Source organism: Rhodovulum sulfidophilum DSM 1374 (genome assembly GCF_001633165.1).
In the GTDB taxonomy this organism is placed as follows: Bacteria; Pseudomonadota; Alphaproteobacteria; order Rhodobacterales; family Rhodobacteraceae; genus Rhodovulum; species Rhodovulum sulfidophilum.
The window spans coordinates 2,338,864-2,365,193 of the sequence record NZ_CP015418.1 but is presented as its reverse complement, the minus strand read 5'-3'; the positions used below and the strand labels follow the sequence as shown (position 1 = coordinate 2,365,193).

26 protein-coding genes, 1 pseudogene and 1 riboswitch are annotated in these 26,330 nt (G+C 66.7%); of the genes and pseudogenes, 13 read left to right on the top strand and 14 right to left on the bottom strand.

Annotated elements, in window-relative coordinates:
- Positions 1-3 precede the first annotated feature (3 nt).
- From scpB to A6W98_RS11160, 6 genes are all read right to left on the bottom strand, one after another.
- The gene (gene scpB / locus A6W98_RS11185; RefSeq protein ID WP_042461520.1) at positions 4-645 is read right to left on the bottom strand and encodes an SMC-Scp complex subunit ScpB; all 642 of its coding nucleotides are present in this window, start codon (positions 643-645) and stop codon (positions 4-6) included.
- Positions 645-1,439, bottom strand: a complete 795-nt coding sequence (locus A6W98_RS11180) for a segregation and condensation protein A (protein WP_042461517.1) — start codon at positions 1,437-1,439, stop codon at positions 645-647. The genes scpB and A6W98_RS11180 overlap by 1 nt, the downstream gene beginning before the upstream one ends.
- Complete coding sequence (nagZ, locus tag A6W98_RS11175) at positions 1,432-2,448, bottom strand: beta-N-acetylhexosaminidase (protein ID WP_042461515.1); 1,017 nt, start codon at positions 2,446-2,448, stop codon at positions 1,432-1,434. Before nagZ ends, A6W98_RS11180 begins: the two co-directional genes overlap by 8 nt.
- Positions 2,445-3,371 carry an SPOR domain-containing protein gene (locus A6W98_RS11170; RefSeq protein WP_042461512.1) on the bottom strand — a complete coding sequence of 309 codons (927 nt, stop codon included), beginning with the start codon at positions 3,369-3,371 and terminating at the stop codon, positions 2,445-2,447. The genes nagZ and A6W98_RS11170 overlap by 4 nt, the downstream gene beginning before the upstream one ends.
- A gap of 80 nt (positions 3,372-3,451) precedes the next feature.
- On the bottom strand, positions 3,452-5,197 hold the full coding sequence (gene argS / locus A6W98_RS11165) for an arginine--tRNA ligase (protein WP_042461510.1): 1,746 nt from the start codon (positions 5,195-5,197) through the stop codon (positions 3,452-3,454).
- Between the two features lie 76 nt (positions 5,198-5,273).
- The gene (locus A6W98_RS11160; protein WP_042461508.1) at positions 5,274-6,434 is read right to left on the bottom strand and encodes a deoxyguanosinetriphosphate triphosphohydrolase; all 1,161 of its coding nucleotides are present in this window, start codon (positions 6,432-6,434) and stop codon (positions 5,274-5,276) included.
- Positions 6,435-6,521: 87 nt separating this feature from the next.
- On the opposite strand from A6W98_RS11160, the gene A6W98_RS11155 reads away from it, so the two are divergent.
- From A6W98_RS11155 to A6W98_RS11130, 6 genes are all read left to right on the top strand, one after another.
- Positions 6,522-6,845: a HesB/IscA family protein gene (locus A6W98_RS11155; RefSeq protein ID WP_042464959.1), complete on the top strand. Its 324-nt coding sequence runs from the start codon at positions 6,522-6,524 to the stop codon at positions 6,843-6,845.
- Between the two features lie 34 nt (positions 6,846-6,879).
- Positions 6,880-7,899 (top strand): amidoligase family protein, encoded by a 1,020-nt coding sequence (locus A6W98_RS11150; protein WP_081251898.1) that lies wholly within the window; start codon positions 6,880-6,882, stop codon positions 7,897-7,899.
- Complete coding sequence (locus A6W98_RS11145; RefSeq protein ID WP_042461506.1) at positions 7,869-8,609, top strand: gamma-glutamyl-gamma-aminobutyrate hydrolase family protein; 741 nt, start codon at positions 7,869-7,871, stop codon at positions 8,607-8,609. Before A6W98_RS11150 ends, A6W98_RS11145 begins: the two co-directional genes overlap by 31 nt.
- Before the next feature lie 155 nt (positions 8,610-8,764).
- Positions 8,765-9,220, top strand: a complete 456-nt coding sequence (locus tag A6W98_RS11140) for a c-type cytochrome (protein WP_042461503.1) — start codon at positions 8,765-8,767, stop codon at positions 9,218-9,220.
- Positions 9,221-9,240: 20 nt separating this feature from the next.
- Positions 9,241-9,867: a cytochrome b/b6 domain-containing protein gene (locus tag A6W98_RS11135; RefSeq protein WP_081251896.1), complete on the top strand. Its 627-nt coding sequence runs from the start codon at positions 9,241-9,243 to the stop codon at positions 9,865-9,867.
- 239 nt (positions 9,868-10,106) lie between these two features.
- A complete protein-coding gene (locus tag A6W98_RS11130) occupies positions 10,107-11,279 on the top strand; it encodes a BaiN/RdsA family NAD(P)/FAD-dependent oxidoreductase (protein WP_042461496.1) in 1,173 nt (390 codons plus the stop codon).
- A 67-nt stretch (positions 11,280-11,346) separates the two neighbouring features.
- On the opposite strand, the gene A6W98_RS11125 is transcribed toward A6W98_RS11130, so the two are convergent.
- Positions 11,347-12,342: a DMT family transporter gene (locus A6W98_RS11125; protein WP_045291874.1), complete on the bottom strand. Its 996-nt coding sequence runs from the start codon at positions 12,340-12,342 to the stop codon at positions 11,347-11,349.
- Between the two features lie 69 nt (positions 12,343-12,411).
- Here A6W98_RS11125 and A6W98_RS11120 point away from each other — a divergent pair, with 69 nt between their 5' ends.
- The 3 genes from A6W98_RS11120 to thiD all read left to right on the top strand — a co-directional run bounded on the left by A6W98_RS11120 (position 12,412) and on the right by thiD (position 15,038).
- A complete protein-coding gene (locus tag A6W98_RS11120; protein WP_042461494.1) occupies positions 12,412-13,305 on the top strand; it encodes a LysR family transcriptional regulator in 894 nt (297 codons plus the stop codon).
- A 303-nt stretch (positions 13,306-13,608) separates the two neighbouring features.
- Positions 13,609-13,743, top strand: a riboswitch (TPP riboswitch).
- A 33-nt stretch (positions 13,744-13,776) separates the two neighbouring features.
- Positions 13,777-14,226, top strand: a complete 450-nt coding sequence (locus A6W98_RS11115) for an NUDIX hydrolase (RefSeq protein ID WP_042464952.1) — start codon at positions 13,777-13,779, stop codon at positions 14,224-14,226.
- Positions 14,223-15,038, top strand: a complete 816-nt coding sequence (gene thiD, locus A6W98_RS11110) for a bifunctional hydroxymethylpyrimidine kinase/phosphomethylpyrimidine kinase (protein WP_042461491.1) — start codon at positions 14,223-14,225, stop codon at positions 15,036-15,038. The genes A6W98_RS11115 and thiD overlap by 4 nt, the downstream gene beginning before the upstream one ends.
- 227 nt (positions 15,039-15,265) lie before the next feature.
- On the opposite strand, the gene A6W98_RS11105 is transcribed toward thiD, so the two are convergent.
- Both A6W98_RS11105 and uvrB read right to left on the bottom strand, forming a co-directional pair.
- Positions 15,266-16,078, bottom strand: a complete 813-nt coding sequence (locus A6W98_RS11105) for a PhzF family phenazine biosynthesis protein (protein ID WP_042461488.1) — start codon at positions 16,076-16,078, stop codon at positions 15,266-15,268.
- Between the two features lie 40 nt (positions 16,079-16,118).
- Positions 16,119-18,305, bottom strand: coding sequence for an excinuclease ABC subunit UvrB (uvrB, locus tag A6W98_RS11100; protein WP_042461485.1), 2,187 nt, complete (start codon positions 18,303-18,305; stop codon positions 16,119-16,121).
- A 158-nt stretch (positions 18,306-18,463) separates the two neighbouring features.
- On the opposite strand from uvrB, the gene A6W98_RS11095 reads away from it, so the two are divergent.
- On the top strand, positions 18,464-18,775 hold the full coding sequence (locus A6W98_RS11095; protein ID WP_042461483.1) for an ETC complex I subunit: 312 nt from the start codon (positions 18,464-18,466) through the stop codon (positions 18,773-18,775).
- Positions 18,776-18,993: 218 nt separating this feature from the next.
- Here A6W98_RS11095 and A6W98_RS21070 read toward each other — a convergent pair whose 3' ends face one another.
- Complete coding sequence (locus A6W98_RS21070; protein ID WP_155734779.1) at positions 18,994-19,335, bottom strand: hypothetical protein; 342 nt, start codon at positions 19,333-19,335, stop codon at positions 18,994-18,996.
- Between the two features lie 77 nt (positions 19,336-19,412).
- Between A6W98_RS21070 and A6W98_RS11090 the strand changes: the two genes are divergently transcribed.
- The 3 genes and pseudogenes from A6W98_RS11090 to A6W98_RS11080 all read left to right on the top strand — a co-directional run bounded on the left by A6W98_RS11090 (position 19,413) and on the right by A6W98_RS11080 (position 21,261).
- Positions 19,413-20,063 (top strand): hypothetical protein, encoded by a 651-nt coding sequence (locus A6W98_RS11090; protein ID WP_231098262.1) that lies wholly within the window; start codon positions 19,413-19,415, stop codon positions 20,061-20,063.
- 452 nt (positions 20,064-20,515) lie between these two features.
- A pseudogene (locus A6W98_RS21955) lies at positions 20,516-20,689 on the top strand (integrase core domain-containing protein); the annotation flags it as partial.
- A gap of 107 nt (positions 20,690-20,796) precedes the next feature.
- The gene (locus A6W98_RS11080; protein WP_042461479.1) at positions 20,797-21,261 is read left to right on the top strand and encodes an ASCH domain-containing protein; all 465 of its coding nucleotides are present in this window, start codon (positions 20,797-20,799) and stop codon (positions 21,259-21,261) included.
- Between the two features lie 862 nt (positions 21,262-22,123).
- Here the strand turns inward: A6W98_RS11080 and nikR are convergent.
- From nikR to A6W98_RS11060, 4 genes are all read right to left on the bottom strand, one after another.
- Positions 22,124-22,588: a nickel-responsive transcriptional regulator NikR gene (nikR, locus tag A6W98_RS11075; RefSeq protein ID WP_042461477.1), complete on the bottom strand. Its 465-nt coding sequence runs from the start codon at positions 22,586-22,588 to the stop codon at positions 22,124-22,126.
- A gap of 250 nt (positions 22,589-22,838) precedes the next feature.
- Positions 22,839-24,287, bottom strand: a complete 1,449-nt coding sequence (locus A6W98_RS11070) for a tryptophanase (protein WP_042461475.1) — start codon at positions 24,285-24,287, stop codon at positions 22,839-22,841.
- 213 nt (positions 24,288-24,500) lie between these two features.
- Positions 24,501-25,721 (bottom strand): cysteine desulfurase, encoded by a 1,221-nt coding sequence (locus tag A6W98_RS11065; protein WP_042461471.1) that lies wholly within the window; start codon positions 25,719-25,721, stop codon positions 24,501-24,503.
- A complete protein-coding gene (locus A6W98_RS11060) occupies positions 25,714-26,316 on the bottom strand; it encodes a YIP1 family protein (protein ID WP_042461469.1) in 603 nt (200 codons plus the stop codon). Before A6W98_RS11060 ends, A6W98_RS11065 begins: the two co-directional genes overlap by 8 nt.
- Positions 26,317-26,330 lie beyond the last annotated feature (14 nt).

The following is a 26,330-nucleotide window of genomic DNA, read 5'->3' as shown; positions in this document are numbered from 1 at the left end:
CGCTCAGCTTTCGTCCTCGAACATCTCGCCCTGGGCCTCGGCCGCGTCCTCGCTGCCGGGCATCGGCCGATTGTCGAGCAGACCCGCGGCGCGCAGCTCGCGCAGGCCCGGCAGGTCGCGGGCGCTTTCCAGCCCGAAATGATCGAGAAACGCCTCGGTCACGACATAGGTGACGGGCCGGCCGGGTGTCATCCGGCGGCGGCCGAAGCGGATCCATTCCAGATCCAGCAGCTGATCGACGGTGCCGCGGCTGACCGAGACGCCCCGGATCTCCTCGATCTCGGCCCGCGTCACCGGCTGGTGATAGGCGATGATTGCCAGCGTCTCGATCGCGGCCCGCGAGAGCTTGCGCATCTCGACGGTTTCCTTCTGCATCAGGAAGCCCAGATCCGGGGCGGTGCGGAAGGCCCAGGCCTCGCCCACCCGCACCAGATGCACCCCCCGCCCCTCATAGCGGCGGACGAGCGCCTCGAGCGCGCGCGCGGCATCGCAGCCATGCGGCATCCGCGCATTCATCTCGGCCACACGCACCGGCTCGGCCGAGGCAAAGAGGATGGCCTCGACCATGCGCTCCTGCTCGGCCGCGGGCGGCGCCTCGAACAGGCTGCCCTCGGCATCATCCCCGGTTTCGGGCGGGCGGCTCATCAATGCGGTTTCCGGCGGATCTGGATCGGGGCGAAGGTCTCGGCCTGGCGCAGTTCCAGCTGGCCCTGCTTGACCAGTTCGAGCGAGGCCGCGAAATGCGCGGCAGTGGCCGAGCGGCGGCGGGCGGGATCGGCCTGCCAGCCCTCGGGCAGCCAGCTCGACAGGTCGATCCAGTCTCCGGCATAGCCGATCAGCCCGCGCATCCGCTCCAGCGCCTCTTCCATCGTGTAGACCGCCTCGCGATCCAGCGCATAGGGCCGGAAATCGTCCTTGGTGCGGATACGGGCATAGGCCTGCATCAGATCGAGCAGCGTGGCCGTATATTGCACCCGCCGCACCCGCTCCACTCCCTCGGGCAGGCCGCGCACGAAGAAGTCGCGGCCCTTCTGGTCGCGCCCCATCAGCCGCGCCGCCACGCCCCGCATCGCCTCGAGCCGTTCCAGCTGGAAGGCCAGATGCGCGGCCAGATCCTCGGCCGAGGGGCCGTCCTCGGTCGGGTCGGGCGGCAGCAGCAGCCGCGATTTCAGGAAGGCCAGCCAGGCCGCCATCACCAGATAATCGGCGGCCAGCTCGATCCGGAGGCTCTTGGCAGTCTCGACGAAAGCCAGATATTGCTCGGCCAGATGCAGGACAGAGATCTTGCGCAGATCGACCTTCTGGGTCCGGGCCAGCGTCAGCAGCATGTCGAGCGGGCCCTCGAAACCGTCGACATCGACGATCAGCGCCTCGGCCGCCTGCCGCGCGGCGACATCCTCGGCCTCGGCGTCACCCGGATCGGCGCCCCGCTCAGCCATGGGCGATCTTGCCCAGCATCCCGTCAAGCGCGGTCGCGGCCGCCGCGGCATCGAAGGGCTCGGGCGGGCGGCGGCAGGCCAGCGCCCTGGCGGCACGCTCTGCGGCAGCCCCTTTCAGCGTGCCGCAGGCCCCGGCCACCTCGGCCATCTCGTCCATGTCGCCATTGCAATGCAGCACCGCATCGCAGCCCGCCGCGATCGCGGCGCGGGCGCGGTCGCCGATGCTGCCGCTCAGCGCCTGCATCGAGACATCGTCCGACATCAGGAAACCGGTGAACCTGATATCCTCGCGGATCGCCGCGATGGCCAAAGGCGACACGGTGGCGGGCCGGTCGGGATCGAGGGCGTCATAGACGACATGGGCCGTCATCGCCATCGGCTGGTCGCAAAGCGCCCGGAACACCGCGAAATCGGAGGCCTCCAGCTCGGGCGCGCCGGTTGTCACCCTGGGCAGATGCAGATGGCTGTCGGCGCTGGCGCGACCATGCCCCGGGATATGCTTGACCACCGGCAGAACGCCGCCCGCAAGCAGCCCCTCGGCGGTCGCCCGGGCGCAGGCGATCACCGCCGAAGGGTCGGTGCCGTAACAGCGGTTCTTCAGGATCTCATGGGTCTCGGGGCGGGCGATATCGGCCACCGGCGCACAATCGACATCGATGCCGAGTTCGGACAGCTCGGAGGCGATCAGCCGGGCGCGCAGATACATCGAGCGCGCGGCCATCTCGGGCCCCGCCGCCGCGATCTGATCTAGCGCAGGCGCCCAGGCCCGCCAATGCGGCGGACGCAGCCGCTGCACCCGGCCGCCCTCCTGATCGATCAGGATCGGCGCCTTGCGGCCGACGGCCTGCCGCAGATCTCCGGTGAGGCGGCGCACCTGCCCGGGATCGGCGATGTTGCGGGCAAAGAGGATAAAGCCGAAGGGCCGGGTCTCGGCGAAGAAGGCCCGTTCGGCCGGTGTCAGGACCAGGCCGGAACAACCGGCGATGAAGGCCCCGACCCCGTGGCTCACCGCGCCACCACCGGGATGCAATCCGCGCCCTCGGCCGAGACCGCCGCGCAGAACCGGCGTGCCGCTGCCAGATCGGCAAAGCCCGAGGCGCGCAGCCGGAAGAAGGTCCTGCCGCCACGGTCGACGGTCTGGATCACGCGGGTCTTGTCAGAGAAGAAACCGGCAAAGCTGCGCTGACCGGACAGGCTGTCCCAGACCCCGCGGGCCTCGTCGCCGCTGTCGAAGGCGCCAAGCTGCACCAGCGCGGTGCCGGGCAGGACGCTGTCGGCCGCGATCTCGGCGGGCGCGGGCGCATCCATCGCGGCCCGGGCCGAGGCAATGGCGGCGCGGGTCGCCAGATCTTCCTGCGGCCGGGCCGCCGGGCGCGGCGACTGACGCAGCGCGCCGGCCGGCAGGGTCAGCGCCTCCTCTTCCGTCGGCTCAGCCTCTGGCGCGACCGGCTCGGCTGCGGGCTCGGCGCGGTCGAACAGCGCCCCGCCCGCGGCGTCGGTTGCCGGCGTATCGGCAAGATTGAGCGCGGCCAGAACCGGTTGCGAAGGATCTGCGGCCGCGCCGGCGGCAGGCTGCGGAGCGATCACCGGCCGGTCGTCGCCGGCAAGGTCGACCGGCGCGGGCGCAAGCCGCAGCATGTCGGGCGGCGGCGCTGCCTCGCCCTCGGCGGCGACGCGGTTGACCGAAAGCCCCTGATGTTCAGCCTGGCGCCCGCCGGGATCGTCGGGCGCGATCCGCATCGGCCCTTCGAGCGCACGGATCACCGGCACGCCGCTGACATCCCGGACCACGATCTGATAGCCCCAGACGAAAAGCCCGGCCACCAGGGTCAGAGACACCAGGCCACCGGCCCAGTTCACCATCGTCTTGAGGGAAGGCGCAGCGTCATGCCCGCCCGCCCCGCGCATCGCGTCGAAATCGATTTCTGCCATTGCCGCCTCGTTTCCAGGCGCGCTTGACCGCCCGGTATGGTTCTTGCCTGTGCCGCTCCGGCCTGATTGCGCCTTGTTTTTCAGCGCATTTCATCGACAGGAGTGACGCCGAGAATACCAAGGCCGGCGGAAATGACAACGGCCACGGACCGGGCCAGCGCGATTTTGGCCTGACTTGTGGCCGCGTCGCCCTCCTGCAGGAAGCGCAATTCGGGCAGTTCGTTGCCCCGGTTCCAGAGCGCATGCAGCTCCGAGGCCAGTTCGTAAAGATAGAATGCGACCCGGTGCGGCTCGTTGCTGCGGGCCGCGATCTCGATCAGGCGCGGCCATTCGGCCAGCTTCTTGGCCACCGCGATCTCGGCCTCGTGCTCGAGCTTCGTGAGGTCAGCCGCGGCCAGCGTCGCGTCATCGACGGCAATGCCCGCTCCGGCGGCCTTGCGCAGCACCGAGGAGATCCGGGCATGGGCATATTGCACATAGAAGACCGGGTTGTCCTTCGACTGCTCCAGAACCTTGTCGAAATCGAAATCCAGAGGCGCGTCATTCTTGCGGGTCAGCATCACGAAACGGGTCACGTCGCGGCCCACCTGCTCGACCACGTCGCGCAGCGTGACATAGGTGCCCGCGCGTTTCGACATCTTGAACGGTTCGCCGTTCTTCCAGAGCTTGACCAGCTGGATCAGCTTGATGTCGAGCGGCACCCGGCCCTCGGACAGCGCCGCGACGGCGGCCTTCATCCGCTTGACATAGCCACCGTGATCGGCGCCGAGGATGTCGATCAGCTGATTGAAGCCGCGCCCCACCTTGTCATAGTGATAGGCGATATCGGGGGCGAAATAGGTCCAGGACCCGTCCGACTTCATCACCGGGCGGTCGACATCGTCGCCATGCGCGGTCGAGCGGAACAGGGTCTGCTCGCGCGGCTCCCAGTCATCCGGGGTCTTGCCCTTGGGCGGTTCCAGCACGCCCTCGTAGATCAGCCCCATGCCCTTCAGCCGGTCGAGCGCGGCCTCGATCTTGCCGGTGCCGTAAAGCGCCTTTTCCGACGAGAACACATCCATGGTCACGCCCAGCGCGGCCAGATCCTCGCGGATCATCTCCATCATCATGTCGGTCGCAAAGAGGCGGACATCGGCCAGCCAGTGCTCCTCGCCCTTGTCGAGCAGGCTCGCGCCGTATTTTTCCTTCAGCGCCGCGCCGACCGGGATCAGGTAATCGCCCGGATAAAGCCCCTCTCGGATCTCGGGCTCCAGCCCGTTGGCCTCGCGGTAACGCTCATAGGCCGAGCGCGCCAGCACGTCGACCTGGGCGCCGCCATCGTTGATGTAATATTCCCGGGTCACGTCCCAGCCGGCAAAGTCGAGAAGGCTGGCCAGCGCGTCGCCCACCACGGCGCCGCGGACATGGCCCACATGCATCGGCCCGGTCGGGTTGGCCGAGACGAATTCGATATTGACCTTCTGACCGGCGCCGAGGGACGAGCGGCCGAAACCGGCGCCCTGCCCCAGCACCTTCGCCACCAGCCCCTGCCAGACGGCGGGCGCCAGCCGCAGGTTCAGGAAACCGGGCCCCGCCACTTCGGCACTGGCGATGCGCGGATCGGCGGCCAGCCGCCCGGCCAGCGTCTCGGCGATATCGCGCGGTTTCTGTCCGGCGGGCCTGGCCAGCACCATCGCGGCATTGGTGGCCATGTCGCCATGGGCGGCATCGCGCGGCGGCTCGACCGCGACATTCGAGAAGTCGAGGCCCGCGGGCAGCGCGCCCTCGGCCGCCATCGCGTCGAGACAGTCGATCACCAGCGCGCGCAGATCGTTGAAGAGGTTCATGGTCGGTCCCTTTCGGCTGGCGTGCGGTTTATCACGGCGGGGCCCGGGGTCAACGGGCGCGCGCGGCCCCCTGCGTTCAGACCCGCCGCGCGGGCGGGGCCGCACCGGTCAGCCGGGCATGTTCCTCCATCGCGAAACGGTCGGTCATGCCCGCGATGTAATCGGCCACGATCCTGGCCAGCGCGGTCTCGTCCGTGGCCGCCGCGACATCCTCGCGCCATTTCCGGGGCAGGTACTCGGGATGGGTCAGATAAAGCGGGAAAAGCTCGCGCACGATATCGGTCACCTCGGCGCGCATCTCGACCACCGAGGGCGCGCGGTACATGCGGTGAAACAGGAACGACCGGATCTCGCGCAGCCCCTCGTAAAGCACGGGCGAGAAGCCGATCACCGGGCGGCCCAGCGCCCGGATCTCGGCCGCACTTGCCGGTTCCGCCTCGGCCAGGGTGGCGCGGGCGCCGTCGATGACGTCGCTGACCATCACCCCGAAAAAACGCCGGAGCGCCTCGTGGCGGCGACGCTTGGCGTCGATCCCGGGCGCGGCGGCATCGACCTCGGCAAAGCAGGCGCCCAGCAGCGGCAGCCCGGTCAGTTCGGCCTCGGTGAAAAGCCCGGCCCGCAGCCCGTCATGCAGGTCGTGATTGTTATAGGCGACATCGTCGGCAATGGCCGCGACCTGGGCCTCGGCCCCGGCATGGGTGTGCAGCTCCAGATCGTGGCGGGCGTCGTATTCTGCCAGCGCATAGGGCAGCGGGCGCGGCACCGGCCCGTTATGCTTGGCAATGCCCTCCAGCGTCTCCCAGGTCAGGTTCAGCCCGTCGAAACCGGCGTAATGCCGCTCCAGCCGGGTCACGATCCGGATCGCCTGGGCATTGTGATCGAAGCCGCCGAAAGGCGCCATCAGCTCGGCCAGCGCATCCTCGCCGGTATGGCCGAAAGGCGTGTGGCCAAGATCATGCGCCAGCGCCACCGCCTCGGCCAGCTCGACATTCAGCCCCAGCGCATTGGCCATGGTCCGCGCCACCTGCCCGACCTCGATGGTATGGGTCAGCCGGGTGCGGAAGCTGTCGCCCTCATGGACGACGAAGACCTGGGTCTTGTGCATCAGCCGCCGGAAGGCAGAACAATGGATGATCCGGTCGCGGTCGCGCTGGAAACAGGACCGGAAGGCGCTTTCCTCCTCGGGGTGAAGCCGCCCGCGGCTTTCGGAAGGTTTGCATGCATAAGGCGCCAGCATTGCCGCTCCGTTGCTTGTTCCCGTGACTTCTGCCCATATATTCAAGGGGGACCGGAATTGACATGAGGGATTTCGCTTAAGATGGACCTGACGCTTCCGCCCAGAGTCACCGAGCGCGCCTATGCGCGCCTGTCCGAAATCGGCGCCGCGAAACAGGGCAAGGCGCTCCGGATCGCCGTCGAGGGGGGCGGCTGCTCGGGCTTTCAATACGCGATCACGCTGGACGACCCCGCCGAGGACGATCTCGTGCTGGAGGGCGCGGGCGAGAAGGTCGTGGTCGATTCGGTCTCGCTGCCCTTCCTGCAAAACGCGACCATCGACTTCAGCAAGGAACTGATCGGCGCGAAGTTCGTTATAGAGAACCCGAACGCCACCAGCTCCTGCGGCTGCGGCACCTCGTTCTCGATCTGATCTCCGGCCCCTCCGGAGGCTCCGAAAGGTGGATATGGACGGCATAACCCAGCTCGTGCCGCGCGACCGGTTCCTGCCGCTCCGCCCACGCGAAACCCATGCGGGCGAGCCTCGCCGCGCCGGCATCGAGATCGAATTCGGCGAGCTGACAGAGGCCGAGGCGGCAGATGTCGTGGCCCGGACGCTGGGCGGCACGCCGCGCGAGATCGCCGCCCATGATTTCGAGGTCGAAACGCCCGATCTCGGCCGGGTCCTGATCTGCCTCGACACCTCCTTCCGCGACAAGGCCGGCAGCGCCCTGACCGATCTGGGACTGCAGCTCGGCCGTGCCGTGGTGCCGGTCGAGGTGGTGACCCCGCCGCTCCATCCCGATCAGCTGCCCGAGGCCGAGCGTCTGCGCGGGGCGCTGCGCGCCGCCGGGGCGCGCGGCAGCCGCGAAGGCGTCTTTCTCGGCTTCGGGCTGCATCTCAACCCCGAGATCCCCGGTCAGGACGCCGCCGATCTGGTGCCCATCGTCCGTGCCTTCGCGCTGATCGAGGACTGGCTCAGGAAGGCCGATCCGATCGACCCGTCGCGGCGGCTTCTGCCCTTCGTCGATCCCTATCCGCGCAGCCTGATCGACCGGCTGGCCTCGGCCGGGCCGGACTGGACGCTGGAGGCCTTTGCCGACGCCTATCTCGACGAGACCCCGACCCGCAATCGCGGGCTCGACATGCTGCCCTGTCTTGCGCATCTGGCCAAGGACCGGGTGGCGCAGGCGCTCGGGCCCGGTGCCGCCTCGATCGGCGCCCGGCCGACCTTCCATTACCGCCTGCCCGATTGCCGCATCGACGAACCGGGCTGGCGGCTCGCCTATGAATGGAACCGCTGGGTCATGGTCGAGAGGCTGGCCGCCGATACCGCCGCATTGAAGGGACTGGCCGCGGACTGGCTCGACTACCGCGCCGCGCTGACCACCACCCGGTCGGACTGGTACGCGCATCTCGACCGGGTTCTCTGCAAACTGGAGCTCTGGGACGGCTCATGTGGCAAAGACGGCAAGACCGCCCCCTGATCGCGGTGACGACCTCGGCACGTTCGGGCTGGCGGGTGTTTCCGCTGGTGGCGTTCAGCCTCTGGCTTGCGGGCGGGCGGGGCGTGCGCTGGGGCACTGGGCGGAGCGCCGATATCGACGGGGTCGACGGGCTGATCATCGGCGGCGGCGACGACATCTCGCCCGATCTCTACGGCATGCAGCTGGTGACCTCGGCCCGGCTCGATCCCGAGCGCGACGCGCTGGAACGCCGGCTTGTCGAGGCCGCCATCGCCCGCGGCAAGCCGGTGCTGGGGATCTGTCGCGGCGCGCAGATGCTGAACGTGGCGCTCGGCGGCACGCTCGATCAGGACGCCTATGGCACCTATACCGCCTCGCAACGGGTCTGGACCATCCTGCCGCGCAAGGCGGTGACGGTCTGCCCGGGCACCCGGCTGGCCGAGATCGCGGGCCCCGACGCGATGCGGGTCAACGCGCTGCATTCCCAGGCCGTGGCCCGGCTCGGCGACGATCTGGTTGTGGCCGCCCATGACCGGGGCGGGATGGTGCAGGCGGTCGAGCGCCGCCGCGATCCCTTTGCGCTGGGGGTGCAATGGCATCCCGAACATCTGTTCTATGCCCGGCGCCAGCGCGCGATCTTCGCCGCACTCGTCGCCGCGGCGGCCGCCGGGCGCCGCTCGCACGGACAGCTGAGCGCCGTCGACACCATGCTGGAAAAGACGACTCTGTAAGATATGTTCTGAAAGATGCAACGCAACCCCCGATTGGGGCACAGGTCCTCTGTGAAAAAGGTCATGGACTTGGCGACGGAAAACCGCGACCTCCACGTTATGGAAATACGCGCGAACCTGAGCAAAAACCTGCACACCCAGGACGGAGACCTGTAATGCGTAAAATTCTTCTGACCGCCGCTCTCGCCGCGCTGCCGCTGGCGGCATCGGCTGCCGACGTGAAGGATGACGTCGTCGAGGCCCGCCAAGGCTATTATTCCCTGCTTGGCGCCAACATGGGCACCCTCGTGTCGATGGTCAAAGGCGAGACCGAGTATGACGGGGCCAAGGCGCAAACCGCGGCCGACAACATGCTGATCCTCACCAAATACAATATCGGCCATCTCTACATGCCCGGCACCTCTTCCGAGGACATGCCCGGCAAGACCGCTGCCCTGCCCAAGATCTGGACCGACATGGGCGGCGTGCAGGAAAAAGGCATGGCCTTCGTGAAGGCGGTCGAAAACCTGCAGGAAGTCGCCGGTCTCGACAAGGGCGAGCTGGCCAAGGGCATCCAGCAGGTCGGCGGTTCGTGCAAGGGCTGCCACGACAGCTACCGCGCCAAGCACTGAGCAAAAGCGAGGATGGACCGATGAAGGATTCGAGCATCGAGGAGACCGGCGACACCCGCCCGGGTGCCGAGACGCTGCAGACCGTCCAGATCTGGGACCCGCTCCTGCGCCTGTTCAAATGGTCGCTGACGATTTCGGTCGCGGCGGCCTGGGGGCTGGGCATGTTCGGACCCGATATCATGACCCTGCATTTCTGGTTCGGCTACGCGGTGCTCGGCCTTCTGGCCTTCCGGCTGGTCTGGGGCCTCTGGGGGCCCGAGCATGCCCGGTTCAAGAGCTTCGCCTATGGCCCGGTCGCGATCCTGAAATACGTCTTCGGGATGTTCCGCCGGAAGCCGTCCTACTGGCCCGGGCATAACCCGCTCGGCGGGCTTTTCGTCTTCGTGCTGCTGGCGGTTCTGCTGTTGCAGGCGGTGTCGGGCCTGTTCGTCGACCCCGACGATTACATCAATGTCGGGCCGCTGGCGAAATATGTGGGCTCCGAGACCACCCGCGCGGCGCTCAGCTTCCATGTCCAGCTTGGCTGGGTGGTGCTGGGGCTGGTCGGGCTGCATGTCGCGGCCATCCTCTTCTACAGCAAGTGGAAGGGCGAGAACCTGGTCACGCCGATGATCACCGGCCGGAAAAAGGTCCGCAAGAAGCCCTGAACGACAGCGGGCGCGCCCTCGGGCCGCGCCCGCCTTCCGGCACAAGCCGCAGAGACGACGTCGGCTCGGGCAGAAGGCCGGCACACCGAACACCCCCACAGCACAGAAGGCTCGGCCGGCGAAGGGGACCAACACCCGAGGCGGCAGCACTGGCATGGACGTGCAGGACGCGGTTCCGGACGGCGCGCGCGATGCGATGGCCCCTTTTGCCCGGCTTCCCGGCGGCGTAGAGGGCGTGCATGGAGTATGATGCGATCATTCTGGGCGCCGGGGCCGCCGGGCTCATGGCCGCGGCGACGGCCGGACAGGCCGGGGCAAGGGTGCTTGTTCTCGACCATGCCGACAAGGCCGGCAAGAAGATCCTGATTTCCGGCGGCGGCCGCTGCAACTTCACCAATACCGGGGCCGAGGCGGCCTGTTTCCTGTCAGGGAACCCGCATTTCCCGAAATCCGCCCTCGCCCGCTACACCCAGTGGGATTTCCTCGCGCTGGTCGAACGCCATGGCATCGCCTGGCATGAAAAGACGCTGGGACAGCTTTTCTGCGACGGCTCCGCCCGGCAGATCCTGGCCATGCTGCTTGACGAATGCGCCCGCGGCGAGGTCGATATCCGGCTTGCGACACAGATCGGCGAGATCGGCCATGGCGACGGGCGCTTCCGGGTGGCCGGGGCGAGTGCTGCGAACCTCGTCATCGCGACCGGCGGCCCCTCGATCCCGAAGATGGGCGCAACCGGGCTTGCCTACCGGATCGCCGAGCGCTTCGGCCTTGCGGTCGTGCCGCCGCGACCGGCGCTGGTTCCGCTGACGCTGGGGCCTCGGGACGCGGCCTTCCGGGCCATTGCGGGCCTGTCCTGCCCGGTCACCGCAAGGGTCGGCCCCGCCTCCTTCAAAGAGGCCGCGCTGTTCACCCATCGCGGGCTGTCGGGCCCCGCGATCCTGCAGGTCTCGTCCTACTGGAGCCCCGGCACGCCGGTCGAGCTGACGCTGCTCGACAACGCCCCCGAGCTGCTGCGCGAGGCGCGGCGGCAGATGCCGCGTGCCCGGCTGCGCGCCGCCCTGAGCGAACATCTTCCGAACCGCCTGGCCGAGCTTCTGGCCACGCAGATCGGGCTCGAGAAGCAGCTTGCCAACTGCTCGGATGCCGATCTCGAGCGCGCGGCGGACCCGCTTGCCCGCCTCTCGCTTCATCCCACCGGCACCGAGGGCTATGCCAAGGCGGAGGTCACGGCGGGCGGGGTCTCGACGGCGGCGCTGTCCTCGCGCACGATGGCGGCGAAAGCCCTGCCCGGCCTGCATGTCATCGGCGAGGCGGTCGACGTCACCGGCTGGCTTGGCGGCTACAATTTCCAATGGGCGTGGTCCTCGGGCTGGGCGGCGGGCATGGCAATCGCCGAGCGGCGCGCGGGCTGACCGCCTCGGGCCGGGTCACCGCCGACCGACGGTCAGAACAGCGCACACGCCCCGCAAGACCGAGCCTTCAAACCCGCCGGGGCTGAGCGCGCGGCGCCCGCGCATCCTCTCCGCCCCACCCTTCGCCTCCGGACAGCCGTCGCGACGCGAGAAGCGCGCCGCAGCCGATCAGGACGATGCCCAGAAGGTCGACAAGATCGGGCCGCTCGCTAAGCAGCAAGACGCTCCAGACCAGGGCGAAGACGAGATATCCGTTATCGAACAGACCGATGACCGGCACCGGTGCACGCTGATAGGCAAAGGCGACCAGCGCGGTTATGACGGCAAGCGCCACCCCCAGCCCGATCAGAAGGGCCCAGCCGCGCATGCCCAGCCCGGGCCAGACCGACATCAGAAACCCCGCCTCGTCCCCGGCCCCCAGCCACAGAAGCACCGCCAGATGCGCCGATCCGGCCAGGACGAGAACGAGATTGAGGTTCAACGCCATCGAGATCGGCGGCACATCCCGGCAGCGGCCCTGGGTGATGACCGCGGCAAGGGCATAGAGAAATCCCGCCAGCAAGGGCAAGGCGATCACCGGCGACAGCGCGTCGAAACCGGGCCGCAGGATCGTCAGGACGCCCGCGAATCCCAGCAGGATCGCCCATCCTCCGCGCGCGCCGATACGCGTCCCGAGCAGGAGGAAGGACAGCACCGCCATCCATATCGGCGCGGTATAGTAAGAGGCCGCGGCAATCGAGAAGGACAGGCCGGGCAATCCCGCATAATAGCAGCCCCACATCAGGGCGAGGCAAAGGCTGCGCGCCCAGACCCAGCGCGTGACGCCGCTGGCCGCCCCACCCGCCTGCGCGAACAGCCAGAGCGCACCCGCGAGGCACAGGACCGCCGTCCCGGACCGGACCATCAGCACCTGCCCCAGCGACAGCTCGCCATTCTGCAGCTTCACCAGCGCATCGGACAATGAAAGCATGAGGACCGCAGCAGAGATCGCCCCGATCCCGGGAAACAGCCCCGGCGCTTGCCTTGAAGGCGCTTGCCTTGAAGATGACCGCAAACATATCATTGGCGCATGAAATCATCGCGCCAATCCTCAGAAAAATGAGAAATCATCCGGAATACATGATTTATACGCATGCAAACCGATGACCTCCCGCTGCACCGGCTGAGACCGTTCGAGGCCGCCGCCCGGCTCGAAAGCTTCACCCGTGCCGCCGAGGAACTGGGGCTGACCCAAACCGCCGTCAGCCGCCAGATCGGACAGCTCGAGGCGGAGCTGGGCCTGCGCCTGTTCGAACGCCGGAACCGCGCGGTATTCCTGACCGAAGAGGGCCGGCGGCTGGCACAGGTCGTGGGCGATGCGCTTGCCGCGATCCGCGCCGAGATCGCGGCCATACGCGGCAGCCGCGACCCCGATGCCATCGTGCTCCGCTGCCAGCTTTGCGAGGCCTTCTACTGGCTGATGCCGCGCCTGTCGCGCTTTCACGCGCGTCATCCGGAAATCCAGCTTCAGCTTGTCAGCGCGCTGGCCCCGCTGACCGAGGCGACCTCCCCCTTCGATGTCGCGCTGCAGACCACCGGCCGCGCCTCGGGCTCGGCCCGGCTGCTTTTCACCGCCGCAGACGCGATCTTTCCGGTCTGCGCGCCCTCCCTGCTCGGCGATCTGCGGACCCCGCTTGCCCCCGAGGCCCTCCTCGAGCGGCCCCTGCTGTCCCATCGCGTGACGCCACAGGACTGGTTCGACTGGCCGGACTGGTTCGCGGCGGCCGGGCTGGCAGGCAGGCCAAAACCGCGGATCGTCTGTTTCGACAGCTATCCGCTGGTTCTTCAGGCCGCGGTCGCCGGACAGGGCATCGCGCTTGGCTGGAACAGGACGGTCAGCGGGCTGATCGACGACGGCAAGCTGACACCGGCCTGTGGCTTCACGGTCGAGAGGCCGAACGAGATTTCCGTCTTTCGCGGGACCAGGCGGTCGAATTACGCCGCCGTGGACCGCCTGATCGCATGGCTGCGAAGCGAATTGAACTGAGGCCCGAAAACGGCCCGGAGACCGGCTCATCGGCCGCCGGGCTTCCGGCAGGACAGGTCGATGCGACCGCAACACCGGCAGACCACACATTAAAGTAAAACTTTAATAATGACTTCTATAATATTGTCATTTAATAACTTTATTTAGAATTAACTCCAGAAAGACCATCGACGAACCGGACCTGTTGCAGGGGCAGAGACCGCGCGCCCTGCGGCTTGCGGAACTGACGCCTGAAGAGACGGCCGGTGACATGGCGCGGGCCGCAACAGACGCGTTGAACTCGCCGCTTATCCTGATAGGCTCGGCCTCACCTAGGGGTGCCCCGGCATGGGGCTGAGAGTCTGCAGGCACGGCCGTCACGATGGCCCGGCGCAGCGCAGTGACCCTTCGAACCTGATCCGGATCATGCCGGCGAAGGGACAGGACCGAGACGCTTTCTTGCCCTTGCCGGCCGCAGCATATGAGGCGGCCTTGCCCTCCCACAGCATCCCCGAACGTCCCATCCCCGCGGCCATCGCGGTGGTCATCCGCGCGAGACAGGTCCTTCTGGTCCGCCGCGCCAACCCACCCGATGCCGGGCTCTGGGGCTTTCCCGGCGGCAAGATCGACCGCGGCGAGACATTGACCGAGGCCGCCCTGAGAGAGCTGACCGAAGAGACCGGCATTTCCGCCGAACCGCTCCGCGTCTTCACCGCGGTGGATGCCTTCGATCACGAGGCCTCGGGCGCGCTGCGCCGCCATTTCATCCTGATCGCCATATTGTGCCGCTGGACGGCCGGCACCCCCGTCGCCGGCGACGATGCGCTCGAGGCGCGCTGGGTCGACCTCGACACGCTTGCCGATACCGGGCTTGCCCTCAGCCTCGATGTGGCCGAGGTCGCGGCGCAGGCCGCCATGCTGATGCAGGAGATGCAATCATGATCGCCAATATCCTCACAATCGCCGGCACCGACCCTTCCGGCGGCGCCGGCATCCAGGCAGATATCAAGACTTTCTCGGCACTTGGCGCCTATTCCTGTTCTGCCATCACCGCCGTCGTCGCGCAGAACACCCAGGGCGTCAGATCCTTCGTCGCCCTCGAACCCGGCTTCGTGGCCGAGCAGATCGACGCCGTGCTCGACGATGTCCGGATCGACGCGGTCAAGATCGGCATGATTGCGAATGCCGCGATCGCAGAGGCCGTCGCGGACCGGCTGCGTCACCACGCGGTCAAGAACATCGTGCTCGACCCGGTCATGGTCGCCAAGAGCGGTCACGCGCTGCTGGCGCCCGAGGCGGTCGCGGCGGTGCGCGAACGGCTCCTGCCGCTGGCCAGGATCATGACCCCGAACCTGCCCGAGGCGGCGGTGCTGCTCGGGCGCGGCGACGACTGGACGGCCGAGGCGATGCAGGCCGCCCTGCCCGAGCTGCTGGCCCTGGGGCCGGAATGGGTCCTGCTGAAGGGCGGCCATCTCGCGGACAGTGCCGAGAGCACCGACCTGCTGGCAGGCCCCGGCGGCGTCACCCCCTTCGCGGCCCCGCGCCTTGTCACGAAGAACGACCATGGCACCGGCTGCACGCTGTCCTCGGCGATTGCCGCGCTCTTGCCCGGGCGTGACATGGTCGAGGCCGTGGGCGCGGCCAAGACATATCTTCACGACGCGCTGACGGCGAGCGAGGCGCTCGATGTCGGCCATGGTCACGGGCCGGTGCATCACTTCCACGCGCTCTGGTCCGATCACCCCAGCATGTGAGACAGGCTCAAGGCGTTGTGCTGGTTCAGGACAAACCCCGGCGGCAAGGCCCGGCGTTTCGGCCATGACCGTGCGGATCCGCCCCGGACCGGCCGCGCCCGCAGGGCCGGTGGAGCGCGCGGCCATTATGGACGTCGGCGCCCGCGATCTGCGCCTCTTCGGGCGGCCGGAACGCGGCCGCCTCTGAATACGAAGGGCTGGGCGGCAGGCGGCCCGCCCTGCCCCGGTCACGCGCGAAACCGCTCTGCGCCGGGAAGGGATATCTCGGCCTTCATGAAGGTGACGGCAGCCCCCGCGACCATCACCCGGGTCCCGGTCAGTTCGCAGTCCAGCCATCCGCCACGTGCCGAGGCCTGATAGGCCGTCAGCCGGGACCGCCCCAGCCGCGCCGCCCAATAGGGCGTGAGGGTGGCGTGAATGGACCCGGTGACCGGATCTTCGGGAATACCGGCACCGGGCACGAAATAGCGCGACACGAAATCGGCACGGCCTCCCGGCCCTTCGCGCCCCGTGATCACCAGACCGACCGGCCCGAGCCGGGCAATCGCAGCCAGATCGGGAACGAAATCGCGGACCCTGTCCGCCCCATCGAGCTCGACGAAAACATTCTCGAAATTCCGGAACGCCGCGATCACCCCGCCCGGGAACTGTGCCGCGACCTCTGCGGGCAAGGCGTCCAGCGGCTCCGGATCGAGCCGGGGCAGATCGAGCCGATAACCGGATGGCCCTTGGGTCACATGCAAAACGCCGACCCGGGTATGAAAGCTCAGCGGCGCCGCCTGCCCCTCATGGGCGATCAGCACATGCGCGGTCGCCAGCGTGGCATGGCCGCAGAAATCGACCTCCTGCGTCGGCGTAAACCATCTCAGCTCCCAGCCGCCTTCGGCGCGGGCTACCGCAAAGGCGGTCTCGGCCAGATTGTTCTCGCGCGCAATCGCCTGCATCAGCGCCTCGTCCAGCCAGTCCGGCAAGAGCAGCACCGCCGCCGGATTTCCGGACAGGACCTCCTCGGCGAAAGCGTCGACCTGGTACATGATCATCCGGAGACCTCCGCAGCCAGTCGCCTCAGGATACCGGGCCTCACGAATGCCGGCGACGCGTTCCGCCCCGCTGGCCCGCGCGCCCCGCGCTCGAACGGCCCTTGGACCGGGCCGAGGCCTCGACCGCCTCTTCGACCGCCGATTGCCGTGCCAGCGGGTCGTCGGCGATGGCCAGATCGACCGCCTCCAGCCGCTTGATCTCGTCGCGCAGCCGGGCGGCTTCCTCGAATTCGAGGTTCTCGGCGGCCTTGCGCATGCTGGTCCTGAGCCCGTCGAGATGCGCCTCGAGATTGCCGCCATGCATCGGCTTCTCGACCGTCGCGGTGACGCGGGACATGTCGGTATCGCCCTGATAGAGCCCGGCCAGGATGTCATCGACATTCTTCTTCACCGTCTCGGGCGTGATGCCATGCGCCTCGTTATAGGCGATCTGTTTCTCGCGCCGCCGCTCGGTCTCGCGCAGAGCCCGCTCCATCGATCCGGTGATGCGGTCGGCATACATGATGACCCGGCCCTCGGCATTCCGCGCCGCCCGGCCGATGGTCTGGATCAGCGAGGTTTCCGAGCGCAGGAAGCCTTCCTTGTCGGCATCGAGGATCGCGACCAGCCCGCATTCGGGAATATCCAGCCCCTCGCGCAGAAGGTTGATGCCGACCAGCACATCGAAGGCCCCCAGCCGCAGGTCGCGCAGGATCTCGATGCGTTCGATGGTGTCGATGTCGGAATGCATGTAGCGCACCCGGATGCCCTGTTCGTGCAGGTATTCGGTCAGATCCTCGGCCATGCGCTTGGTCAGCGTGGTGCAGAGCGTGCGGAACCCGTTGGCGGCCATCTTGCGGACCTCGTCGAGCAGGTCGTCGACCTGCATCTCGACGGGCCGGATCTCGACCTGCGGATCCAGAAGCCCGGTCGGCCGGATCACCTGTTCGGTGAAGACGCCGCCGGTCTGTTCCATCTCCCAGGCGCTGGGCGTGGCCGAGACGAAGACCGATTGCGGTCGCATCGCGTCCCATTCCTCGAACTTGAGCGGGCGGTTGTCCATGCAGGAGGGCAGCCGAAAACCGTGCTCGGCCAGCGTGAACTTGCGCCGGTAGTCGCCCCGGTACATGCCGCCGATCTGCGGCACCGAAACATGCGATTCATCGGCGAAGACGATGGCATTGTCGGGGATGAACTCGAACAGCGTCGGCGGCGGCTCGCCCGGCGCACGGCCCGTCAGATAGCGCGAATAGTTCTCGATGCCGTTGCAGAACCCCGAGGCCTCCAGCATCTCCAGATCGAACTGCGTGCGCTGTTCCAGCCGCTGGGCCTCGAGCAGCTTGCCCTCGTCGGTCAACTGGGCCAGCCGTTGCTTCAGCTCTTTCCTGATCCCGGTGATCGCCTGCCGGATCGTCGGCTTGGGGGTAACGTAGTGGGAATTGGCGTAGACACGGACCTTGTCGAAACCGTCGGTCTTCTTGCCGGTCAACGGGTCGAATTCGGTGATGCTTTCCAGCTCATCGCCGAAAAACGACAGTTTCCAGGCGCGATCCTCAAGGTGGGCGGGCCAGATCTCGAGGCTGTCGCCGCGCACCCGGAACGACCCGCGATCGAAGGCGGCATCGTTGCGGCGGTATTGCTGTTGCACCAGATCGGCCATGATCTGGCGCTGGTCATAGGTCTTGCCCGCCTCCAGATCGAGCGTCATGGCCATGTAGAGCTCGGGCGACCCGAGACCGTAGATGCAGGAGACCGAGGCCACGATGATGACGTCGTCGCGTTCCAGCAGCGCCCGGGTGGCCGAGTGGCGCATCCGGTCGATCTGCTCGTTGATCTGGCTTTCCTTCTCGATATAGGTATCCGAGCGCGGCACATAGGCCTCGGGCTGGTAGTAGTCGTAATAGCTGACGAAATACTCGACGGCATTCTCGGGGAAGAAGCCCTTGAACTCGCCGTAAAGCTGGGCCGCCAGCGTCTTGTTGGGGGCGAGGATGATCGCCGGGCGCTGGGTTTCCTCGATCACCTTGGCCATGGTGAAGGTCTTGCCGGTGCCGGTTGCGCCCAACAGCACCTGGTCGCGGTCTCCCTGCCGGACCCCGGCGGCCAGTTCGGCGATGGCCGTGGGCTGGTCGCCCGCGGGGGCGAAATCCGAATGCATGACGAAGCGCTTGCCGCCTTCCAGCTTCTCGCGCGGAGGAATGGCGATGGCGGCGCCACCAGGCGCATGAGGCTCGGTCGATTGGGGCATGAGGGCGATTCCCGGGAGTGTGCTTGCCCCAGACTTGTCCCGCCGCGCAGCACGTTCAAGGGGGGGCGCGGCGGTATCCTGTGGTATGCGGCCCTTGCGCGCGACCGCGCGAGCCCCCATAACATCACAAACGCCAGAACCCGGAAGGGAGACAAGCCATGCGCGCCCGTATCTATCAGCCCGCCAGGACCGCGATGCAGTCGGGACAGGCCAAGACCCATCACTGGGTGCTGGATTTCGGCCCGCAAAGCCCGCGCGAGCTCGATCCGCTGATGGGCTGGACCAGTTCGGACGACACCCAGTCTCAGGTGCGTCTGCGTTTCGAGACCCGCGAGGCCGCCGAGGAGTACGCCCGCCGCCACGGGATCGAGACCGTTGTCCTGCGCCCGAAGAAACGCGCCCCGAACGTGCGTCCGATGGGCTATGCCGAGAACTTCTCGGTCACCCGCCGCGGTGCCTGGACGCACTGATCTTTGTAAATCAGGGCAAAGTTATCTCGGAATCGGGGCAAGGATCCCGCGAAGACAATCTTTGATCAACAAATAGGGCGCCCGCTGGGCGCCTTCTCCATATGTTGATGTCCCACCCTCTCGTGTAGATCGGGATCAAATTGCGGATGATGAGACCACATGGGGCAGCCAAGGTCTGTTTCGAAGGGCTGGGATGCCTCCCACCTTCACTCGGCTTTTTAGTCATTCCTCCAGGCAGCAGGTCCAGTGAGGCGCTCGGACCGGCCATAAGATCTCGGATGGGTCCGCTTAGACGGCGCGCAACCTGCGCTTGTTGACGCCACTGGACTGAGAGGGCGATCGCTTTGGTGAAGCTTGTCAGCGCGACGCCTGAGCTGCTCGATTTTCTGGTAGCTCAGGGGATCACGAGAATCCGGGAAGAACCCGGATTCGGTTGCGCGGCGCTGCATGGCTTCGCTCAGGTTCTCCTCATGAAGAACACGCAGGCTGGGATTGGATGCCGTGGCGTTCTCCATGATCTCAATGGCTTCTTCGAGCGATTGATCCTTGAAGATCGTCATGCTCAAACGGGTCTTCGCGACCTCCTTGAGCCGCCAAGGGGAGCTGGAAGGATCTCGGCCGCAAGACGCTTCACGCCTTGGGCTATCCGATTACGAACAAGGCGCGCAAAACCCAGTTTGAGATCTGGGATCTGGTCATCAAGCAGGCCAAGCTCCAGGGCGTCATCGGCATCTATTATGATGAAGCCCAGCATATCATGCGTGGCAAGTCGGATGCCGAGGTTCTGAGCGTCCTGGATGCGTTCAAGACCCTGATGAAGTCACACGACTGGCCCCTCATGTTGATCCTTTCGGGTGTTCCGGAACTGGGAGACTATGTGGAACGCGAGCCACAACTCGATCGGCTAATGACCAGGATCGAGTTCCAGGAAATCGATTTGAGCAGTGCGCCCGGGCATCCGGCACAGGACTACGAAACCCTCAACGAAATCGTCGGGAGCTACGCCATCAGCGCGGGGCTCGATGTCGACGCCAGCCTGCCGACGGGAGATTTCCTGCACCGCCTTGCGACTGCCGGCGCATTCCGGTGGGGCCTGGTCATCGACATGGTCGTCGATGCCGTAGCGCTTGCCGTTGCCAGGAGGGAAGGGGTGGTTGAGTGGTCGGATTTCGTGGCGGCCTGGTGTGAGAAAACCGGAATGAACCAGCTGGCAACGCCGTTCACCCATGACAGCTACGAGAGGATGTTCCGGAGGGACAAGCCGTTCCGGGCTGCCATCGGCACCTGACCCTCCAGGACAATTCAGTCTTCGAGAAACCCGCGCTTCGGCGCGGGTTTTTTCATGCCTGGATGCTGGCGTCCGGATGCCGGCATGAGCTAACCCTCTGAAGTTGCGCAGGTTTTTGATTTCTGCGCAGGCTTATACTTTCAACCTGGAAATCGCGCCTGGCAAGTTATTGAAAATGTTTATGGATTCTTTGTGCCGAATCGGAAGTGATTGATTTTGCGCATTCATCTGCTTTCTCTGACTGAGACAGAGAAAGCAGATGAATGCGCAAACGGAAGCATAAGTCTGCGCAAGGGGTGTCAAGGGCGAAACGTATCGCCTGGTGCCTCCGGGCTTCCGGCACGATGGGGCAGGCGCATCAGCATGGATCGCGCTGGCAGGCAGTCATGTCGATTTCCGCGAAGATCGGCTGTGCGCCCCAGACCCTGAATGCGTGGGGCAAGAAGGCCGAGGTCGACAGCGGCAACCGGACAGGCCGGCATGAGTGGCTGGACCGACATCTCTCCGAAACCATCGAAGAGGTGCGGCAGATTGCAACCGAGTGGCTCTGGCTCTACAACAGTGAGCGCCTGTACATAGGCAACGGCGGCATGACGCCCATCCAGAAACTGAACATGGCCGCATGAATTCTACGACCAAGCCCCCGCCAAAATAGGGGGATTACCCCTTCGATCAGGACAAAGGCCGTGCAACATCATGTAAGGCTCTGGAAGCCAGGAGGGACAGAGGCGGTATGTTCAAGATTTCCACAGCGCTGAAACAACGCTATCCAGCGGCCAAGGCGTTCAGGTTTGGAGACAGCGCCGCCTCATCCGAAGCCCTTCTTTCGCTGGTACGCTCGGGGAAGAAAACGGCGACCTGCAGCGCCTTGCGGGATATTCAGAACGGTGAGCCGATGCCAACGATCGGGCGGCGGGACATTGCGCTGAACTGGGACGGAACGCCTGCCCTGGCCATCGAAACCGTCGAGCTGGTTCAGTGCCGCTTCGACGAGGTGACCGAAGCGATGGCCCTGGCAGAAGGCGAGGACGACAGCCTTGACGCCTGGCGGAAAGGTCATGGCAGTTATTTCAAGCGCAATGGAGGGTTCTCCCCCGATATGCAGATCATTTGGGAGCGGTTCATCCTGATCGAAGATCTCGGCCGGGAGGACGACGTCCTTGACCACAGCAGCAGCCTGACAGACCCGGCAGCGTGAAGGCTCATCCCTTCGGGCCATGCGCCGCCATGGCAACCGCGCGACAGCGCAGCCGACCGGGATCCGGACCTCCCCGGCGGACGAAGCCTTGCGTCGGTCCCGCCCCCGAAGACGGGCCGCGAAGATGCGCCGCAGCAGCATGGCCCGATCAGTTCGGTCACATCGGTGCGATGCGGCCGGATCGCAGGATCGATGCGACAGGTCCTGATACGACAGGCCTTCCCGCAAGCCTCGGCCGCAAGGCGCAGGCGTCGTTTCGTCAGTTCGGGACGGCATGCGACCTCCCGGCCCCGGAATCGGTCCCGGGCGGCCAACCTTCGTCCCTGCGCTCCGGCGTGATCGCGCCCCGGCATCGCCGGTGTCCCGATACGGGACCAATAGCGGGGCTGATACAGTGCCGGACGTCACATCGCGCCGGGACCGGCAATGGCTATGGCGGGAAGAGCCGCGACGGGCTGGCGCAACCGAACGGCCGGGGGCGAACCCACCCCTCTCGATCCGCCCTCTGATCGGCCCCCTTTTCGGGGTGGAGGCCCAAAAATCCGCTTCAGTGCGAGGCAGAGCCGGACAGCACGGTCTGTAAATGGCTTGGGCTTTCCGACTTTGGCGGTCTTTCCGGCAGGCCGGCCGTCTCGGGCTCGAACCGGATCGGGAGCCCCCGGGGCGGTTCAGCGCCGCAGTCTCGTCGGGAACCAACTCGTGCCTGCGCTGGCGAAACGAAGGGCCCCCGGCATGGGCTGCTGACAAAGACACCGGAACCGAGAGGGACAACAAACCCTCTGAAGCACGCCGGGAGAGTGCCTGTCACCACCGCGCAAGGCACAGCACAAGCGAGCGCCCACGGCCCGCTGGGGTTCCCGGCTCAGAACCGGTCCAGCACCCGGAGATGATCGTGGGTATGGGCCCGTTCGCCATGCAGGTGGAACTCGACCTCGGTCCGGACCGGGATCAGCGTGGTCCGGCCATGCCGCACGCCGCGTTGCAGAAAGAGGCTGTTGGCATAGGCCTGGACCGAGCCCACCGTCCCCCGCATCACCGCCACCTCGACCGCGGCATGATGATCGAGCGGCACCGACAGCGCCGCGATGGCCGCGTCATGGTGCTGCTGGCGGCTCTCGGGCACCAGCCGCCCCAGATCGCGCTGCGCGGGGTCGAGCGCATAGGTCACGACCCCCACGCATTCGGCCTCTTCCGGGGCGTCCTTGGCCAGACCGCGCCGGATCAGATCGCGCAACGCCTCCGAGCGGTTCGACGCGCCCGAGCGCTCCATGACGGCGTCGAGCGCCTGCAAAAGCTCGTCCTCGATGGTGATCGTGATACGCTGCATTGGCTCCTCCCTGCTGGCGGCCCGACTTTGACGCCCCCGCGCGCCGCGGGCAAGGGCGGGCCCCGGCCCTGACAGCCTTGTCCCGTCAGGGGCAAGGCTTCAGAGCCGTCGCAACCGAGCGGACGCCCCCTGCCCTTCCGCCTGCGAACCGCCCTGCCCGCTCAGGCGCGCCGCCGGAGCCCCGGCAGCCCTGCCGCATCGCGCATCGCGCCGGACCCCGGTTTTGCGGCGGACCGACGCCGGAGCCCGCTCAGAGGCTGTCGCCGAAATCGGCCCTGAACTTCGCCACCAGCTTCTGCTGCCAGTCCGAGACCGGCGCCAGACGGCCGTAGAAGAAGCGCAGGATCTCGGGTTCCTCGACGAAGGTGAGCCCGCCCACCAGCCTGCGGTTCTGCCAGAGCCAGTCGATCCGGTCGATGGCGTATTTGACCTGCGACAGGGTGAAGACCCGGCGCGGCATCGCCAGCCGTACCAGCTCCATATTGGCCAGCGGCTCGGTGCCGTCGGGGGCACGCTGCTCGGACATGGTGCCCCGCTCCATCCCGCGCACGCCCGAGGCGATGTAAAGCGCCGAAGCCAGCGCGCCCGCCGAATATTGCGGCTGCGGCACGTGATCGAGAAAGCGCATCGCGTCGATATGACAGCCAAGCCCGCCCGCCGGCGTGATCACCGGAATGCCGCGGCGGTCAAGCTCGTCAACCATGTAGGCGATGAATTGCGGCCCCTGCGAGATCATGTCCTCGTCCATGGTCTCGTCGAGCCCGACGGTCAGCGCCTCGATCTCGCGCACCGACATGCCGCCATAGGTCAGGAAGCCCTCGTAAAGCGGCACCAGCCCCCGCATCCGGTTGTAAAGCGCCTCGTCCCGGACGCAGATCGCGCCGCCCCGGGCACAGCCGAGCTTGCGGGCCGAGAAATAGATCACGTCGCAGAGATCGGCGATCTTGCGGGTGATCTCGCGGATCGACAGATCGCGGCAGGCGGCCTCGCGGGTCTTGAGGAAGTAGAGGTTGTCGGCCATCAGGCTTGCATCATAGACCAGCGTCAGCCCGTGCCGGTCGCAGGCCGCGCGCACCTCCTGCAGGTTCGCCAGCGAGACCGGCTGGCCGCCGATCAGGTTGGTGCCCGCCTCGACCCGGACGAAGGCGATGCGCTCGGCGCCATGTTCGGCCACCAGCCGTTCCAGCGCCGCGACATCCATGTCGCCCTTGAACGGCTCGTCCGAGGTGACCTCGAGCCCACGGGCATGGATGATCTCCTCGACGCTGCCGCCGTTCAGCACGATATGCGCCTTGGTGGTGGTGAAGTGGTAGTTCATCGGCACGATCGAGCCCGGCGTCACCATCACCTGCGACACGATGTTCTCGCAGGCCCGGCCCTGGTGGGCCGGCAGGATGAACTCCATCCCGAAAATCTCGCGCAGCCGGGTTTCCAGCCGGGTATAGGTCGCCGATCCGGCATAGCTGTCATCGGCCACCATCATCGCCGCGACCTGCCGGTCGCTCATGGCATTGACGCCGCTATCGGTCAGCATGTCCATGAACACGTCCCTGTTCTGCAAGAGGAACGTGTTGTTGCCCGCCGCGGTGATCGCCGCGAGGCGCGCCTCGATATCGGGCAGGGTCAGCTTCTGGACGACGCGGACCTTGTGCATCTCGAGCGGGACGGTCTCGCCACTGAAGAAACGGACGCCTGGCATGGGGGATCTCCTTCTCGGGCCGGTCTCGCGGCCTCGTTCTTGTCGCAAGAAAGTTTCGCCCAGGGATCCGTTGCTGGCACTGCGTCAAACCGGCACGCAGCCCGGGAACCACAAATGAAAAGGCCCGTCCGCGACGGGCAGGTCGCAAACGGGCCGGATCGGGATGAGGATCGGCGCCGCCCGGGCCGAAGGCTCAGGCGACGGGCCGGAGGCTCAGGCGAAGAGGTCGTGGCAGAGTTCCAGCGCCTCGATCAGCCGGTCGACCTCGTCGGTGGTGTTGTACATCGCGAAGGAGGCACGGCAGGTCGCGCTCAGCCCCAGATGCTCCATCAGCGGCCCCGCGCAATGATGCCCGGCGCGGACCGCGACGCCCTTCTTGTCGAGCACGGTCGAGATGTCATGCGGATGCGCCGGCCCTTCCAGCGTGAAGGAGAAGATCGCGCCGCGATGGTCGGCCTTGCCCTGCACCTGCAGCCAGTTGAGCCCGGCAAGCCGGTCCATGGCATAGGCGGTGATCGCCTTCTCATGGGCCGCGATATTATCCATGCCGACGCCCATCATGTAGTCGAGCGCCACGCCCAGACCGATCTGCTGGACGATACCGGGGGTGCCCGCCTCGAACTTCATCGGCGCATCGGCATAGGTGATGCCGTCCCTGCGGACCTCGCGGATCATGTCGCCGCCGCCCATGAAGGGACGCATCTCGGCCAGCCGCTCCTTGCGGATATGGATCGCGCCCGACCCCGAGGGCCCATACAGCTTGTGCCCGGTGATGGCGTAGAAATCGGCCCCCAGCGCATCGACATTGACGGGCTGGTGCACCGCGCCCTGCGAGCCGTCGACCAGCACCGGCACGCCCTTGTCATGCGCGCCCTTCACGATGGCCGCGACATCGACCACGGTGCCCAGAACGTTCGACATCTGGGTGACGGCGACCAGCTTCGTCCTGGGTCCGATGGCATCGATCACCGCCTGCGGATCGAGATTGCCGCCGGCATCGACATCGACCCATTTCAGCACCGCGCCCTGGCGCTCGCGCAGGAAATGCCAGGGCACGATATTGGCATGATGCTCCATCACCGACAGCACGATCTCGTCGCCGGGCTGAAGCCGCGGCGCGGCCCAGGAATAGGACACGAGGTTGATGCCCTCGGTCGTGCCCGAGGTGAAGACGATCTCGTCCGGATCGGCGGCGCCCAGGAAGCGCGCGATGGTGCCGCGCACGGCCTCGTATTTCTCGGTCGCGATGGTCGAGAGCGTGTGCAGCCCTCGATGGACGTTGGCATATTCCATCGCATAGGCCTGCGTCACCGCGTCGATCACGACTTGCGGCTTCTGGGCCGAGGCGCCGTTGTCGAGATAGACCAGCGGCTTGCCGTTGACCTGACGCGACAGGATGGGAAAGTCGGCGCGGATCGCGTTCACGTCATACATCGGGCATGGCTCCGGTGAGTGTAATGCCGAGGATCGACAGGATAAGGCTCATTCCGAACACGATCCCGATCATCGAGAAAAGGATCATGCCGAAGGTCTTCATGACCGAGGGAAATCCGTGAAGAACGGCAACGAAATGGCTGAGAAGCCAGAAGAAAAGGCCGATGCCGAAAATACCCAGAAGGCCCGCGGCGGGCGGCAGCACGACCAGCAGGACCAGTTGCACCACCTGCAGGCACACCATGACGAATTGCAGCCAGACCGTCAGCGCCAGCGCGCCGTCCAGATCGCCGGTGCCGCCGAAGACCCGGCCGATCACGGCAATGGCATGCACGGTGACAATCAGCAGCAGCCCCTGAACCGCCGCCGCAGCCAGCGGGTAATGCATGAAGGCCGGCATCATCGGATCGACCGGCGCCGGGCTGATCAGCTCGCCCAGCTCGGTCAGCAGCACGCTGAGGATCACCACCAGACCCAGAGCCTCCCACAGCACGGCGCGCGGCGGGGCCAGCGACAACACCCGCCCGGCGCTGCCGCGCGGGTCGGTGACGGTGTCGCGAACCAGCGACAGCAGAGAAGGTCTGAAATGTGTCATGATCGGGCTATCCT